The sequence below is a fragment of the Fructilactobacillus myrtifloralis genome (assembly GCF_024029335.1).
GTDB lineage: Bacteria > Bacillota > Bacilli > Lactobacillales > Lactobacillaceae > Fructilactobacillus > Fructilactobacillus myrtifloralis.
Map to the genome: position 1 here is coordinate 745,922 of NZ_CP097116.1, position 15,013 is coordinate 760,934.

16 protein-coding genes are annotated in these 15,013 nt (G+C 47.8%); 5 read left to right on the plus strand and 11 right to left on the minus strand.

Translation table 11 applies throughout. The annotated features are described in order from the left end of the window. Positions 1-53 precede the first annotated feature (53 nt). Together M3M35_RS03885 and M3M35_RS03890 are read right to left on the minus strand one after the other, a co-directional pair. Positions 54-653, minus strand: coding sequence for a DUF1054 family protein (locus tag M3M35_RS03885; RefSeq protein ID WP_252749369.1), 600 nt, complete (start codon positions 651-653; stop codon positions 54-56). 14 nt (positions 654-667) lie between these two features. Then, positions 668-1,669 carry an NAD(P)/FAD-dependent oxidoreductase gene (locus M3M35_RS03890; protein ID WP_420842378.1) on the minus strand — a complete coding sequence of 334 codons (1,002 nt, stop codon included), beginning with the start codon at positions 1,667-1,669 and terminating at the stop codon, positions 668-670. Between the two features lie 42 nt (positions 1,670-1,711). On the opposite strand from M3M35_RS03890, the gene M3M35_RS03895 reads away from it, so the two are divergent. Then, entirely contained in the window at positions 1,712-2,476 is a 765-nt protein-coding gene (locus M3M35_RS03895; protein WP_252749371.1) for an alpha/beta fold hydrolase, read from the plus strand. A 136-nt stretch (positions 2,477-2,612) separates the two neighbouring features. Continuing rightward, on the plus strand, positions 2,613-3,560 hold the full coding sequence (locus M3M35_RS03900) for a nucleoside hydrolase (protein ID WP_252749372.1): 948 nt from the start codon (positions 2,613-2,615) through the stop codon (positions 3,558-3,560). Between the two features lie 137 nt (positions 3,561-3,697). On the opposite strand, the gene M3M35_RS03905 is transcribed toward M3M35_RS03900, so the two are convergent. From M3M35_RS03905 to spx, 4 genes are all read right to left on the minus strand, one after another. Next, positions 3,698-4,840, minus strand: coding sequence for a spr1629 family repressor/antitoxin (locus M3M35_RS03905; RefSeq protein WP_252749373.1), 1,143 nt, complete (start codon positions 4,838-4,840; stop codon positions 3,698-3,700). Between the two features lie 26 nt (positions 4,841-4,866). Then, entirely contained in the window at positions 4,867-5,676 is an 810-nt protein-coding gene (locus tag M3M35_RS03910) for a spr1630 family ClpXP-sensitive toxin (RefSeq protein WP_252749374.1), read from the minus strand. Positions 5,677-5,784: 108 nt separating this feature from the next. Beyond that, positions 5,785-6,591, minus strand: coding sequence for a Cof-type HAD-IIB family hydrolase (locus M3M35_RS03915; RefSeq protein WP_252749375.1), 807 nt, complete (start codon positions 6,589-6,591; stop codon positions 5,785-5,787). A gap of 46 nt (positions 6,592-6,637) precedes the next feature. Next, a complete protein-coding gene (spx, locus tag M3M35_RS03920; RefSeq protein WP_252749376.1) occupies positions 6,638-7,033 on the minus strand; it encodes a transcriptional regulator Spx in 396 nt (131 codons plus the stop codon). Between the two features lie 192 nt (positions 7,034-7,225). On the opposite strand from spx, the gene M3M35_RS03925 reads away from it, so the two are divergent. Then, positions 7,226-8,779 carry a bifunctional metallophosphatase/5'-nucleotidase gene (locus tag M3M35_RS03925; protein WP_252749377.1) on the plus strand — a complete coding sequence of 518 codons (1,554 nt, stop codon included), beginning with the start codon at positions 7,226-7,228 and terminating at the stop codon, positions 8,777-8,779. Positions 8,780-8,818: 39 nt separating this feature from the next. On the opposite strand, the gene M3M35_RS03930 is transcribed toward M3M35_RS03925, so the two are convergent. From M3M35_RS03930 to rny, 5 genes are all read right to left on the minus strand, one after another. Next, complete coding sequence (locus M3M35_RS03930) at positions 8,819-9,595, minus strand: energy-coupling factor transporter transmembrane component T family protein (protein WP_252749378.1); 777 nt, start codon at positions 9,593-9,595, stop codon at positions 8,819-8,821. Then, positions 9,576-10,451, minus strand: a complete 876-nt coding sequence (locus M3M35_RS03935; protein ID WP_252749379.1) for an ATP-binding cassette domain-containing protein — start codon at positions 10,449-10,451, stop codon at positions 9,576-9,578. Before M3M35_RS03935 ends, M3M35_RS03930 begins: the two co-directional genes overlap by 20 nt. Then, complete coding sequence (locus M3M35_RS03940; protein WP_252749380.1) at positions 10,427-11,269, minus strand: energy-coupling factor transporter ATPase; 843 nt, start codon at positions 11,267-11,269, stop codon at positions 10,427-10,429. The genes M3M35_RS03935 and M3M35_RS03940 overlap by 25 nt, the downstream gene beginning before the upstream one ends. A 12-nt stretch (positions 11,270-11,281) precedes the next feature. Continuing rightward, entirely contained in the window at positions 11,282-11,875 is a 594-nt protein-coding gene (locus M3M35_RS03945; RefSeq protein ID WP_252749381.1) for an ECF transporter S component, read from the minus strand. A gap of 146 nt (positions 11,876-12,021) precedes the next feature. Further along, positions 12,022-13,611 (minus strand): ribonuclease Y, encoded by a 1,590-nt coding sequence (gene rny / locus M3M35_RS03950; protein ID WP_252749382.1) that lies wholly within the window; start codon positions 13,609-13,611, stop codon positions 12,022-12,024. Positions 13,612-13,737: 126 nt separating this feature from the next. Between rny and M3M35_RS03955 the strand changes: the two genes are divergently transcribed. Together M3M35_RS03955 and M3M35_RS03960 are read left to right on the plus strand one after the other, a co-directional pair. Further along, entirely contained in the window at positions 13,738-14,145 is a 408-nt protein-coding gene (locus M3M35_RS03955) for a helix-turn-helix domain-containing protein (protein ID WP_252749383.1), read from the plus strand. Positions 14,146-14,157: 12 nt separating this feature from the next. Continuing rightward, positions 14,158-15,012, plus strand: a complete 855-nt coding sequence (locus M3M35_RS03960; protein ID WP_252750693.1) for a class I SAM-dependent methyltransferase — start codon at positions 14,158-14,160, stop codon at positions 15,010-15,012. The last annotated feature ends 1 nt before the right edge of the window (position 15,013 follow it).

The window sequence follows — 15,013 nt, forward strand, 5'->3', positions numbered from 1 at the left end:
CTAAAAGCCCCACCTACAAATGTAGGTGGGGCTTTTTTGTACTTGGTACCCACTTATTTCATTGTTAACTGTTCGTACAACGGCAGCAACCTTTTCAAGGTCGTTTGAAGCGTATCATTGAGGCTCGGCGTCCCCACGCGGGGGTCTCCACGGTGGATATCGATGCCCACTAAAACCTCTGACGCTTTAACCTTCTGAAAGCGAGTCACCAGCTCTGGATAAGTTGCTAGGGGCTGGACTTCGGGTTCCATGTGATTACCGCTCAGCACAAAGTCCGCGGGTAACTGGGCAACCAGCGGAGTAAGGTCCACAAGCTTGGGCATAATCGTGGCCGTTTGACGGGGCTTCATGTTGCTTTCCACCGCCAGATACAGGTACAACCGATCGGCCCACAGTCCTAGTTCAAAGTGCGGGAGCATTTTATAGCCCCGCTTGTTAGTTGAAAACGCAATCCACGTATTCTCCGGCGGGTTGGTCGTGCGCATCCGGTGCTGGGCCACGTGGGCGTACCAAGTTTCCCCCGTCTCAGCGAGAATGGCCAGGAGCGCGGGCGCTACTTGTTCAAACTTTGGATCCAGTTCGCTGCGAATTTGCGCCATCCGGCCCGGTAACGTCGGCTCAGCAAACACCTCAAAATCACTATCAGTAAACATTCTGAACCTCGTTTCTAGCGTTTTAAGGCCGTACTGTGAATTGGAAGCCGGCGGTCGGGATACAGTCGTTTCATAATGGTGTTAACGGCCACGGGGGCTTCCCCAAAGCCGGTCGCAATCAAAGTATCCTTCCCCGGATAAATCGCCTGATCCCCAATACAGAACAGGAGCGGTTCGCTGGTTTCTAATTCCTGATTTACTTGGACTAACCGGTGGTCGAGCTTTGGCTGTACCTCCCAGCTCTGTAAATCCTTGTTATTGGCAATAAAGCCGTAGTTAACGACCACATCATCAACCGTCAGATCAATCAGGTCATCATCCGTCTTGAGCCGTTTTGCTTCAACCTGAACGCGGTCGTCCGCCGTTTCCGTCAACTTCTGGATTAAATAGGGCGTTACAATCTGAACCGAGGACGCCTCCAGCTTTTTGACCATCTTTTCTAAGCCACGGAATTCATTGCGTCGGTGAATCAAGGTCACCTGGTTAGCAACGGGTTCTAACATCAGTGCCATATCAACGGCCGAATCGCCTCCACCAGCGACTAACACGTCGTGGTTTGCAAAGCGCTGCAAGTCCGAGATTCCATAAAAGAGGTGCTTGCCCGTTTCCTCCTCTGCGTTTTCCGCCCGGAGTTCTCGGGGCTTAAACGAGCCGTTTCCGGCCGCGAGGAGCACCGCTCGGCTGCGCGTTGTCCCCTGCGTCGTTTCAATCGTAAAGTAGTCATCGCGACGCGTTACGTTCGTCACCTTGGTGTTTAAGTGGCGTTCCACCTCGGGCACCGTATCCAGTTGGTCCTGCAGATTCTGAATTAACTGGCGGCCACTCACACCGGCAAACCCCGCTACATCTAAAATTTGCTTCTCGGGATACAGCGCGGCCACTTGGCCTCCGAGCTGTTCCAAGCTTTCAATAATTTGCACCTTGGCTTCCCGCAGTCCAGCGTAAAAACCGGCGAACATTCCGACGGGTCCCCCGCCAATAATTGTGATATCATATACTTCGTTAGTCATTTTCATCAACCCTAATCTAAATTTATTTACAAAGGAAATTTTAACATTATGAAACACAAGAAGACATTTATTTTCCTCATTTTTTTACTGGTGGTTGCCACCGGCTTTGGTGGTTGGTGGTACAACACCCAAAAAGCTTCCAATTATCACGTCAAGCAGGGGCGAACCGCAACGGTCTTTATTCCGGGGCTCGGTGGAAACTTCATCACCTCAGACTACATGGTCTCCTCGTGGGATAACAACGGTGCGGCCACCAAGGCCTTACAGGTGTACGTCAAGGATAACGGGAAGGTTAGCACCGTCAAGAAGTTTAACAAGATTGGTAAAAACAATCCCGTCATCCAAGCAAACTTCCAAACGAACAACAAGCCCGGCTTCGAAGCGAAACGGATGCCCCAGTTAATGGCCTATCTCCGCAAGGAATACGGCATTAAACGGGTCAACTTAATCGGCCACTCGTCGGGTGGAGAAATCATTTACGACTACCTGACCCGGTACCGCAAAGTTCCTGATCAACCACAAGTCGAACACTTCGTTTCGATGGCCAATACCTATCCCCTGAAAGATCCGAAGTACATTAACAACTTACCCAAGAACCTCCAGATCTTGAACTTCTGTGGGAACGTCAGCAACACCGGTAGTGACGGTTTAATCCCAGTTAGAGACGTGGTTAAAATGAAAGAGCTGGTTAAGGGACACGTCAAGAGTTACAAGCTCTACGTTTATAATGGTGATCCCCAACAGGCACAACATTCCATGTTGCACGAAAATCCCGAGGTCAATAAGATTATTGCGGAATACCTCTTTAATTAACGAAATTTTCAACAAAAAAAGCAGTTATCGGGCGATAACTGCTTTTTTGTTCGCATTTTCCGAATTTAATGTTGTTTTGCGCATTGTTTTCCAGTATTATAAGGTTAAATAATTAATGATTAGCGGAGGATAATGCATGAGTGTTCAGAAAATGATTTTAGACGTTGATACCGGGATTGACGACGCCATGGCGATTGCGTACGCCGTAGCCGATCCGGCGGTTGAGTTAATCGGGGTTATCTCCTCCTTTGGTAACATAGAAGCTGACCGGGCGGCAGCTAACGCCCTGCGCATCTTAAACCTTGTAGGCGCCCCTGACGTGCCCGTATTCGTCGGCCACCGGAATCCCCTGGATCATGAATACAACCGGTTACCAATTAACGCCCAAATTCACGGGGACAACGGGATTGGCGACGTTCAATTACCTACACCCAACCAAGCGGTTGCCACCCAGAATGGAGTGGACTTTCTGCTTGCTGCTGCCCAGCAGTATGGTAAAGACTTAACAATCGTCGCTACCGGACCCATGACGAACCTTGCGGCGGCACTAACTAAAGCACCCGAGGTCATGCAACAAGTGGGAAACATCACCATCATGGGGGGCGCCCTGACCGTTCCGGGAAACGTTACTCCCGTCGCTGAAGCCAACGTTGAACAAGATCCCGTGGCTGCCAACCAACTGTTTACCAGTGGGCTTCCCATCACGATGGTTGGGTTAGACGTTACGCTCCGCACGCTTTTGACGAAGGACGAAACGGCCCAATGGCGCACTACGGAAGCGGGAACGAAGATGGCCGACATCGTGGACTATTACATCAACGTCTATGCGGACATTTATCCCGAACTCGGGGGGTGTTCGTTGCATGATCCCCTCGCGGTCGGCGTTGCCATTGACCCCAGCTTCGTTGAGACCATTTCGCTGAACATGTTGGTCACCACTGAGCACGATCCCTACTACGCCCGGACCATTGGGGATAAGGCCCGCCTTAATGCGCCCAATCCGAACGTGAAGGTGGCAGTAGCCGTAGACATCGACCGGTATTTAGCTGTCTTTATGCACCACTTCAACCACCTCTTTCGCTAAAAATAACGTGAATTTTTAAATTAAAAATTAAACACCACATGTACTTATCAATAAAAAAGATAATTACGTGTGGTGTTTTTTAATAGATGTGAATATATATTTTTAATTTGTTGATAATGATTTTATTAAAATATTTATCAACAATTGTGTTTTTCGCTATTAATCTTAACAACGTTATTATAAAAATTATATTTATTTTTATGTTTAATTTTTCTAACTAATATTTTATTGAATAGACTGAAATCAATTCCATCATTTTTATACAATAGTCTTCTTTCAGTAGAATTAAAAGAATTAATCATTGCGTATAACTTACCAGGTATAACTAATGGTATTTCATTATCTAAAGGCTCTCTAAATTTATAATTAAATTTATTCATATTTGCCCAAAAAATACCAGATTGTTTAGTAGTAATTAGATCTAAATTAATAGCTCTTAATTCTAACGCTGCAATTGAAGTACCATAATACCTTTTTAAAGGTATGTATTGATCTGGATTGGATGGATTTTTAACATACTTTTTAAACAAATACGTAAAAGAATTTTTATCTAGCAAAAAAGATGATGCAAATTTATTTGCTTCTTTTTCCAACTTTTTCAATTCTAAACTATTAATTTCATTAAATTCCAAATTATGATGCAATATAATGTGCCCAAATTCATGTGCCAAATCAAAAAGTCTTCGTGGATTAGATTTATTCATACCTAAAATAATATAGGGACGATTAGTATCAGTCCAAGAACTATATGCATCTATTTTATTATTTAAATTTCGCTCAACAATAAATACACCAGATTTTTCAATTGCAGCCATCATATTTTTATTTTGATTATCTATCCGCAAAGTTTTTTTTACATATCCAGCTATATCATCAATTGGTTGACCACTTTGCATCATTTTAATTGACTTAGAGCTAATATTAGTAATAGTTTCACTATAAATGTTTGTCTTTGAACACAATAAATCAATTAAATAATCTACAAAATTCAAATATGAAGTCTCTTTATCAGTTTCTTTAACAGAGTTGTTTAAATCTGAACGATATGCAACATATTTACTATCAACAACTTTAGGAATATTAGTTTGTATAGAAAAAAAATTTAAATTAACACCAAAAATATTATTTAACTTACTCAATACATTAAAATCAGGATAATCAATTCCAGTTTCGTATTTTCTAATACTCTGCTCAGAAACGTTAATTTTTTTTGACAAATCTTTTCTGGATAAATTAAAAGCCTCGCGAATATCTCGAAGTCTTAATCCATTGAATTTCAAGATACGTTCCTCTTTCTCATTAAATATTAGTGTTCGTTATCAATATCATTATCAATATCATCATCACTCATATAGTATTCATAAGACTGAGCTAATTCAGTATTCTCAGTTTCTTCAGAAACAGCTTTTCTCTGATCCTCGCTTAATTTCTCACCTTTAATATATGATCTAAGATCTTGAATTTGATAAATTTCCCTACCATCAGGACTAGGCATAACTAATTTCAAATCTTTAACTTCGTGATTTCCATCTAACTCATAAAGTAAGATATAAAAATGACTTATTTCCTGTTCCTGTTCTTGTTCCTGTTCTTGTTCCTGTTTCTGTTCATGTTGTGAATTTACATCATCGCTAATAACCTTATCAAATAAAGTAAGCTGTTTACAATGCTTTGAATTTTCAGAAATAATGTCAAAACTAGATTCATTTAGTTCAGATAATTTCTTCATATAATCTTGATTTAATTGTCCATTGTTATTTAAAAAAGCTTGATTTGTTTTAAAAGAACCAGGTTTTATAATAATTAATACTTTATCTCCGTCATTATCATATGCATAAAATTTTAAATATTTCCAAGAAGACCCTGCTTTCGCAAAATCATAATCTTTACCTAGTTCTATTTCTTTATTTTTACTTTCATCAATAGCATTATAAACAGAATCATCAATTATGTTTGCTCGCATCCATGAAAAACCACTAGATATTTTAAATTTATCCTTCATTCTTAATTTTTCTTCCGCATATGTTCTATTTCCCTTAATAACTCCTTTAGCAAATACTAATGAAGTATTATCCGGAAGTTCATATCCTATATTTTTATCTTTATTACTAACCATGTTATCACCCTTTTTTAAAGAAATTATCAATTAGCTATATTATACAAACATTCACTATATTTTCAATTTAAACTATCTAGTCAAAAACATAAAACAAATAAAGTTCGGTTATTGCTGGGAAAAATACCGGGTCAAGAAGGTGGCAACCCCATCCTGGTCGTTCGTGGTGGTTTGAAACTGCGCCACCTGTTTAATCGCGGGAGTCGCGTTCCCCATGGCCACCCCCACTTCCGCACGGGCTAACATTCCGGCATCATTTTCCGCATCGCCAAATGCCATTAACTCCGCAAAGGTCCATCCAAAGTGCTGTAACAAGGCGGAAAGCCCCGTTGCCTTATCCACCTGAGGGGGCAAGAATTCTAGGATTTCTGGTTGGGAGCGGACTACATGATACTGGGTGGTCAACTCCGCGGGCAGCGCCTGCTGTACTTGATCCAAACGTTCGGCTTGATTAGCCAGAATGCCCTTGGCATAGGTTTGCTCCGGGAGCGTCGCAAACGAAGCCGGGTGAAAGTTAATTTTCCCGTTTAACTTCTCGCGATAAATGGAGGTTCCGAGTTCCTGGAGCGGATACACCTGGTGAAAATCTAAGACATCGAGGGGCACGTGCTGAGCCTTAGCAAACTCGTAGAGTGGTTGCAAGGCTGCTTTCGGCATCCCCTGCTCAGCCAGGACCTGCTTCGTCGGGTTTTGAATTACCAACCCCCCGTTAAACGTAATCGTGTAGTCTGTAGCGGTGGTCAACCCGAGTTGCTCGATGTAATTCCAAATGGCATTAATGGGGCGCCCGGTACACAGAACCACCCGTAACCCGGCTTCGTGCAACTGTCGGAGCACCTGTTCGTTGCGTGGGCTGATTTGCTTTTTTGAGTTTAACAACGTATTATCCAAATCCAGGGCAATCATTTTAATCATGCGGCTACTCCAATCAAAAAGACGCCCACGTAGGCGCCTTCAGTGTTTAGCTTAATTTTGCTTCTAATTCTTTTAATTCGGCTTGCCGGATACTCCGGGGTAAGAAGCGCCGAATTTCTTCTTCGTTGTAACCAACTTCCAAGCGCTTGTCATCAAAGATGATCGGACGCTTAATTAAATCTGGGTATTTAACCAATAGGTCAACTAATTGGGTTAACGAAAGGTCATCCAGGTTTAAGTGCAGTTTCTTAAAAATGTTCGAGCGTGTTGAAATGATATCTTCACTCCCATTTTCAGTTAAACGAAGAATGTGTTTAACTTCAGCTGCATTTAATGGTTGTGAGTTAATGTTTCGTTCTTTAAAGGGAATATCATGATCTTTTAACCAAGCCCGCGCTTTCCGACTGGATGCGCTACTTGGGGCAACATACAAATTTAACATTATCAGCTTACCTCCTCATGCAAAGCATGTGACATAAAGTACGTCTGACAAACATTGACTATTTATTAGACATCTCTATCTTATCATATTGACGCTAGAGTTCAACGTCATTTCCAAAACTTAATAATAATTTACACAGTTGGGTTTTAATATTATAATTTAAACATTCTACCATTTGACGGAGGGCTGCACATGAAATTGACAATCTTAACCACCAGCGATACGCACGGCTTCTTAGCTCCCACCAACTACGTTAAGCCCCATGCCAATCTTCCCTTTGGCTTCGAAAAAGCAGCAACCATCATCAAACGCGAACAGGCCAAGAGTGACTACCATCTGACGCTTGATGACGGTGATTTCTTGGAAGGTTCCCCGCTTGCATACTATCAAGCCGAGGTGGAACATGCCCCCGCGCCCACTGCCATTAACGCCGCCTTTAATCAGGTTGACTATGACTTTGGCACCATTGGTAATCACGAGTTTAACTACGGACAAACGTACTTACAAAATGCCATTCAAGGTTGTCACCGCCAGTTTGTGTCCGCCAACATTCTAACGGCGACGGGGGAACCGGCCTTTGGAAAACCGTACGCCATCAAAACGGTGGGAGACTTAAAGGTCGCCGTTCTGGGTTTAACCACCCAGTCCGTGGATGCCTGGGAAAATCAGGCTAGTATTGCCAACCTCAAATTTATCTCGGCGTTAGAAGCCGCCCAAAAATACGTGCCCGAAATGCGGCAAAAAGCCGACGTGGTCGTCGTTCTCTATCACGGTGGGTTTGAACGAGATCTAAGTAACGGACAGCCCAACGATAAAATCGACGGTGAAAATGAAGCTTACGCCATCATGAAAACCGTTCCGGGAATCGACGTCATGGCAACCGGACACCAACACCGCGCCCTGGCCGGCAAACTGTTTGGCATCCCCTACGTCCAACCGGGACACCGGGGCAGCTACGTGGGTAAAATTCAGTTAGATTTAGAGCGCGTCAACGGACGTTACCAGATTCAAAAAAGCCACCAAAAACTGATTAAAACCGGGGATGCCAAACCGGATCACGCGACGGCGACGAGTTTTCGCCAAACCGAGGCAGCGGTCGAAAAATGGCTCTCCCTGCCCCTCGCCCACATTGACGGCTCCATGACCTACACCGATCCCTTTGAAGTCCGGCTTCATGGCTCCGCCTTCGTTAATTTTATTCAAAAGGTCCAAATGGAAACCATGGGATGCGATATTTCAGCAACCGCCCTCTTTTCAAATGAAGCCCGCGGGTTTGAAAATCCGATTACCATGCGCAACATCATCACAAACTACGTCTATCCGAACACCCTCTCCCTCCTCGAAATTTCGGGAGCTGATCTGAAAGCCGCCCTCGAAAAAACGGCCGAATACTTTACGATCAAGAACGGAGAGATCATCGTAGATCCAAAGTATCATCATCCTAAGATTCGCGATTATAACTACGATATGTACGCGGGCATTGATTACACCATTAAGGTGTCTAATCCGATTGGGAACCGTGTCCTAAACCCAACGTACCACGGTCAACCCGTTACCAACAAAATGAAACTAAAGATCGTGTTGAATACTTACCGGGCGGTCGGCGGCGGCCACTATCCGATGTATAGCGAACAGAAAGTGCTCCGCTACAATACGATTACCATGAGTAATCTGATTGCTAAGTACCTCCAACAACATCCCCAGATTAAAGCCGACCATCACCATAACTTCAAAGTGATTAAATAACTAAAAAAGCAGTTCTTTCCCACGAAAGAACTGCTTTTTTTAATTCAGATTCATGCCAATCACGACGAAGAGGATCACGATGCTCCCCCCACATGCCGCTCCGTCCCGCCAAGTCCTCCGCGGGACCGCATACTGCGTGAGGGACTGATGGGTTTGAAAGCCCCGGAGTAACATCGCAGTTGCCAGGTCTTCGGCCCGTTTGAAGCTATTCACGAGGACCGGTACAAAGACCGAGAGCAGCGCTTGGCCCCGCTTGCGGACCGAACCCGTGTGGTAGGTCAGTCCCCGGGCTTGCTGGGCGGCCGTTACCGCGCGAAATTCGGCGTGTAGGGTGGGGAGAAAGCGAAAGGCAATGCTCATGGTAAGCGCCATGTCACTAACGGGAAGCCCCAGCTTTTGTAAGGGTGCTAACCACCGTTCCACCGCGGCGGTCATCGCATTCGGATTGGCCAGGAGGAACAGCAGGTTTAACAGCACGAGGGCGGTCCCAAATTTAGTGAACAGTAAACCGGCGGCTACCAAACTCCCGGTGGTAATCCGGATTATCCCTCCCTGCCAGAGGACTGGTCCCTGGGGTACCACTACGAGTTGCAGGAGCGCGGTCAGGCCAATGAACACCGTAAACAGGCGGATGCGCCTCCCAAAGGTTTTTAAGCTGATGCGCGCGCTAACTACCAGCCCCCAGCTAGCCAGCCATAGGAGCACGGCTAATGGCAGCCGTTGATTCCAAAAGACGGAAACTAGGATCAGGATAAGACTCACAAGCTGCGTCCCCGGAGTTAACCGGTCGAGCCAACTAGGTTGTCGTTGTGCCACGCTCATCATCCTTTCTGAGTCGTCGTAAGACCCACTCGTCTAGTTCTGCTTCGGTCAAGGGTAAGTGCGCCTGCGAAGCCTGGGGGTCTAACTGATGGGCCAGTTGCATGGGGGTTGGTAGCTCAAGGTTCGTGCTGTTCACCACGGCCGGCTGGTTTCGAAACAGTTCCGCTGGAGTTCCCCAGAAAGCAACTTGCCCCTGATCCATCACTAACACCCGTTGGGATAGTTGCGCCACCACGTCCATCTCATGGGTAACCACTAAAATGGTCCGGTGGTCGCGTTGGAGCGCCGCGAACAAACTGACTAATTCCCGTTGTCCGGGCGCATCTAAGCCGGCCGTTGGTTCATCAAAAATCACCACTTCCGGTTGGTTTGCTAGTACCCCGGCAATGGCCACCCGCCGTTGTTGCCCACCTGATAGCAAGAGCGGACTTTGCTCAGTGAGCGCACGAGGGACCTGCACCGTTTGCAGCGCTGCGCGCGCCCGCTGTTCTGCCTGGTTGTGGTCCAGACCAAAGGCGAGCGGCCCCGCCATGACATCCGCTAAAACCGTGGGTGCAAAGAGCTGGGTGGCCGAATTTTGGAACACGAGTCCCACCCGCTGGCGAATCCGTTGCCACTCCTTCGCACTGGTTTGCGCCGTTAGCGTGGTGCCAGCGAAGTGAAGCGAACCGGCCGTTGGTAATAATAAGCCGTTCAGATGTTTAATCAGCGTGGACTTTCCACTACCCGTTTTTCCCACAATCGCGGTGACTTGGTGCGTGGGAATGGACACGGATACGGACTGGAGCGCCGCCTGGTCCGTGGATTGGCCCGGGTACTGATGGGTTAAGTTTGTGATCGTAATTGCCATAGTGCGTCCCTCAAATCATCAACGTGTGCAACCTGTTCCACTGCCAGCGGATACCCCTGGTTGGCCAGCCAGCTTCGCAACCGATACCGTAGCGGGGCCTGAATCCCCCAGGCTAGTAACCGTTCCGGGTGGGCAAATACGGCAGCTGGAGCGCCCTGTTGCACGATGTGACCCGCGTGTAACACGACGACCTGGTCGGCCAGCTCGGCCTCGGCAGGCTGGTGGGTCACTTCAACGACCGTCAAGCCCAACTGCCGCTGAAGCTGATGTAACTTCGTCACCAACGCCGTCCGCCCCTGCGGATCCAGCATGCTGGTTGCTTCGTCTAACAATAACACGGCGGGACGGCGCGCTAGAACACTGGCAAGGGCCACCCGTTGTTTTTGCCCACCCGACAGTTCATCGGGGGCCTTTTGCAACGCGGCAGTCATATCAACGGATTGAAGCGCCGCCTTAACCCGGGCTTGCACCTCGGATTGAGACCATCCTTGGTTGCCGAGCCCAAAGGCAACGTCATCGGCCACGGTCGCGCCGACGAACTGGTTATCCGGATTTTGAAGCACCAAACCCACCGTGGGGTTCGCGCCCTCCGTGATTGGAACCACCGCTTGCCCGTTAATCAGTAGCTGACCAGCTTGCGGGCGTTCGAGCCCGACCAGTAACTTTAGTAAGGTTGATTTCCCACTCCCATTACTCCCTAATACCGACCACCACTGCCCAGCAGGCACCTGGAAACTAACGTCTGTTAGTAACGGCTGGGGCTGGTTTGGATACTGAAAGTGAACGTGCTGCACGACGATCCCATGCGCTTGTTTCATTCTTGTACTCCCCTATCGACGAAACCATTTTAACAACGGAGTGGCCACGAGGGGCACGACCAGCGCTGACAAAATGAGTTCGGGAATCCCGTTCGTTACCACCAACGTCATCAATACCTTACTCAAAAGGCCCGGATTCCCAGCTCCATAGGCCTGTGCCACCGCGGGCGTGTGGTAGAACAATGCAATCAAGCCGACCACTAACAGAGTATTCAAGGCCGCTCCCAAACCCCCGGTAACTACCAAGGCCCAGGTTTGTTTCCAGTGGGCGCGCATTAATCCCCAAAATAGGTAGCCTGCTAGTAATCCAACTAAGACCCGGGGCACGACGGAAATCAACGGATTGGTAAAGACCAACGTTTGTACGGGACTGGTGGGGGCGACAAAGGCGCGTATCCAGGATAAAATTCCCCACGCCAGGCCGATGATGGCTCCATCCTTTGGTCCGAGCAGGACCGCCGCAATGATGACCGTAATTTGAATGATCGTAATGTTAACCGGCCCCACCGGAATGTAGCCTAAAAACGGAATGATGCTTTGTAAAATCACAATGGCAATTAATAACGCCAAAATTGCTAAATGAAATGCCTTCGTTTGTCTAATCATAGCTTTCTTTCTCCCCTTCACGCTTGCACAGTTATGGTCTATTATACCGAGAACTCCGAGGGAAACTCAACTCGCCCCGGTAACGGGCGTCCGGTCACCGCTTTCTCCTTAAAAAAAAGACCCGGTTCCAACCGGAACTCGGGTCCTTAACTTGCGTGCTTTTTGCGTGCCTGGGGTTTGCCCCCCACATATTGAACTGCATTCGAACGGCGAATCGCCGTGACCTTGATTTTTCCGGGATAGGTTAACTCGGATTCAATCTGTTCACAGACTTGCTCCGCCAGTTGATCGGTTTGCTGATCGTTAATCGTCGTGGGATCCACCATCATTCGCAACTCACGACCGGCCTGAATTGCATAGCTATCCTTAACTGCCGGATGGGAATTGGCAATTCGTTCAAGGCCCTTCAACCGGTTCAAATATTCTTCCACGGATTCACTCCGCGCTCCCGGTCGCGCTCCAGACATTGAGTCGGCCACGCGCACGAGCACGGCAATCGTAGCTTCCGAATCCACGTCGCCATGGGAAGCCGCAATCGCATCCACGACTGCTTCGTCTTCACCATAGGTTTGGGCAATCTGCACCCCTAATTCCACGTGGGTCCCATTGACTTCTCGATCCACTGCTTTCCCAATGTCATGCAGTAATCCTGCCCGTTTGGCTAAGCGGACGTTCGCACCTAACTCCGTGGCCATCATGCCACACAACTCGGCCACTTCCACGGAGTGTTGCAACACGTTTTGCCCGTAACTGGTCCGGTACTGTAAGCGACCCACCAGTTTCATGAGATCGGGATGAACCCAACCAAGGTGCAAACTAGCACAGGTTTCTTCCCCCGTTGTCCGTAGTCGCTCGAGCACCTGCCGTTCGGTACTCCGCACCAGATTTTCAATCACACCGGTGTTGACCTGCTTGGCGGTAATTAGTTCGTTCACCACTCCCCGGGCAATCTCCCGGCGGAGCGGGTCGTTAGTACTAATAATCAGAGTTTCCGGGCTCTCGGGATTAAAAATCAAATCAACCCCAATGAGCGTTTCTAACAAACGCAACCGTTGTTCGTTCTTCCCAACGATTTTATTGCGCATGCCCTCGTCCGGGATAATCACGTTGCGGTCGATGTGCGCCCGAGGAACGTCCACGGGACCAGCTTGGATGGCATCCACCATCAACTGCCGCGCTTCCTTTGGAGCCGTAAACTGGTGTTCTTCGTGTTCATCGCGAACCGTCATTTCGTAATCCTGTTGCAAGGTGGTTCTCGTCGTTTGCAATACCACCTGTTCGGCCTGTTCAGGCGCTAGACCACTCTTTTCGTGGACCACGCGTTCCCGTTCCTGCTGTAACTGATCAGCTTGAGCTTGATCCGTGGCAATGGTGGTTTGTAAGTCCTGCAGTTCGGCCTGGGACCGATTGAGGTTTTGCTTAGTCTTATCTAACCGATTGGCAAAACTCTGGAGACTCTTCGCCTGAAAATCAATTCGATCCTGGCGCAATTCGTTTTCAGCGACTTGTTCGTCAATTTCTTGTTCCACATCGGCCTGGTGATCCGCCACTTCAGCTTCAATTTTTTGTCGAATCTGCTGCACGGTATCCGCTACCTGCCGTTGATTATCAGTCGCAATCGTTTTCGCCTGGGTGTGCGCGTTGGTGAGGTTGTGGTTCACCTGGCGGTTTTGCTGAACGTATCCAGCAACTAGGCCGACCACAAGCGCTCCGATTCCCACAAGCAAATATAGCATCGTAGTTCCCCCTTTCATGGTGTTTTTAGCTACGTTAATCATACCATTTCACCCGGGATTTTAAAATGTAGCCCCCTATCATTTAGCGGGCGATGAAGTATAATAAAAATATGAGGAGGTAGTGACATGTTTCCAGAACGACTAAAGGCCTTACGCACCGGTAAGCACATTACCCTGGCGGAACTGGCCGCTGAATTAAACCGGCAGTTTCCTAGTGACAAGCATCATGAGAATACCGCATCCCAGATTGGAAATTGGGAACGGGGCATTCGGAACCCATCCTACGTGGAAGTGCGCAAGCTCGCCACCTACTTTGGCATTTCGATGGACTACCTCAGTGGCCGGGTTGATAGCGAAAAAACCGACCTGTCCAAGCTGTTTATTTCCGGAACCGAACTGTATTTTAACGAGCAACTCCTAACCGGGAACGATCGGTATGAAATTTACCAGTTAATTGACGGTTTCTTACACGGTAAGAAGGGCCGCCACGACGATGGACACGATACCCAAGAAGAACTCGATCTCAACTACTAACTAAACAGGATAATTAATGTTATGAAACGCAAAAAGCTCCTCAAGAACTTTCAAAAAAGGCATCCCCAAAGCAAGCAAGCTTCAGATTACATCCAACGTCTGCAGGCAGACCGGACGGCCTTTAACCACTATCCAGAGGTTAAATTCTTGCTGAACCACGCCCTCATGGCCGACCACCTCTTACAAACGGGTCATCTGCCCCAAGACATTCCCAACCTCACGTTACCAGAGGACATTCAGGATCACCTGTACGAAAGTGTCAACGCCCGGTTTGCGCTGGGTGACCCGGCTGGTGACCGCGAGTGGGATCGAATTTCTAATCTATTGCCCCAGGTCGATAAAGATCTGCGCTCGTTTCGTGACTACCTAGAAGAACGCTACGGCATGTGGGCCTACATTTCTTCGTCTTTCACCCACCAATTAGCGCGCTATTTGGACGGGAAACCCGCCCTAGAAGTCATGGCGGGCAACGGCTACATCACCAAGGGGCTGCGTGAACAACAAGCCTCCGTAATTGGAACCGACAGCCTCGCATGGCAAGCCGAAAATGAAACCGGCAACCACCAGGTCACACCAATTGAAAAACTCAGCGCCCTGGACGCGTACCATAAATACAAAGACCAGGTGGATTACATCATCATGAGTTGGTCTCCCGATGGGGATCCAGTGGACGCTGAACTCCTGGACGCCATCCGCAAGGACGGCCATCCGGTCCAACTAATTGTGATCGGCGAAAAGGAGGGAGCCACCAATTCCCCGGCCTTCTGGAACCACGCCGAGTTGGTTTCCGATCCGGGTATCGACAAGCTCAATCAATATTTACCCAACTTTGATTTGATCAACGACCGCGTCTACTTAGTTAAATAGG

Coding starts and splice junctions, on each gene's coding strand:
- M3M35_RS03925 (WP_252749377.1), top strand. CDS start 7,226: ATGAAATTGACAATCTTAACCACCAGCGATACGCACGGCTTCTTAGCT.
- M3M35_RS03885 (WP_252749369.1), bottom strand. CDS start 653: ATGTTTACTGATAGTGATTTTGAGGTGTTTGCTGAGCCGACGTTACCG.
- M3M35_RS03935 (WP_252749379.1), bottom strand. CDS start 10,451: ATGGCAATTACGATCACAAACTTAACCCATCAGTACCCGGGCCAATCC.
- M3M35_RS03895 (WP_252749371.1), top strand. CDS start 1,712: ATGAAACACAAGAAGACATTTATTTTCCTCATTTTTTTACTGGTGGTT.
- spx (WP_252749376.1), bottom strand. CDS start 7,033: ATGTTAAATTTGTATGTTGCCCCAAGTAGCGCATCCAGTCGGAAAGCG.
- M3M35_RS03955 (WP_252749383.1), top strand. CDS start 13,738: ATGTTTCCAGAACGACTAAAGGCCTTACGCACCGGTAAGCACATTACC.
- M3M35_RS03940 (WP_252749380.1), bottom strand. CDS start 11,269: ATGAAACAAGCGCATGGGATCGTCGTGCAGCACGTTCACTTTCAGTAT.
- M3M35_RS03890 (WP_420842378.1), bottom strand. CDS start 1,669: ATGAAAATGACTAACGAAGTATATGATATCACAATTATTGGCGGGGGA.
- M3M35_RS03910 (WP_252749374.1), bottom strand. CDS start 5,676: ATGGTTAGTAATAAAGATAAAAATATAGGATATGAACTTCCGGATAAT.
- M3M35_RS03915 (WP_252749375.1), bottom strand. CDS start 6,591: ATGATTAAAATGATTGCCCTGGATTTGGATAATACGTTGTTAAACTCA.
- M3M35_RS03900 (WP_252749372.1), top strand. CDS start 2,613: ATGAGTGTTCAGAAAATGATTTTAGACGTTGATACCGGGATTGACGAC.
- M3M35_RS03945 (WP_252749381.1), bottom strand. CDS start 11,875: ATGATTAGACAAACGAAGGCATTTCATTTAGCAATTTTGGCGTTATTA.
- rny (WP_252749382.1), bottom strand. CDS start 13,611: ATGCTATATTTGCTTGTGGGAATCGGAGCGCTTGTGGTCGGCCTAGTT.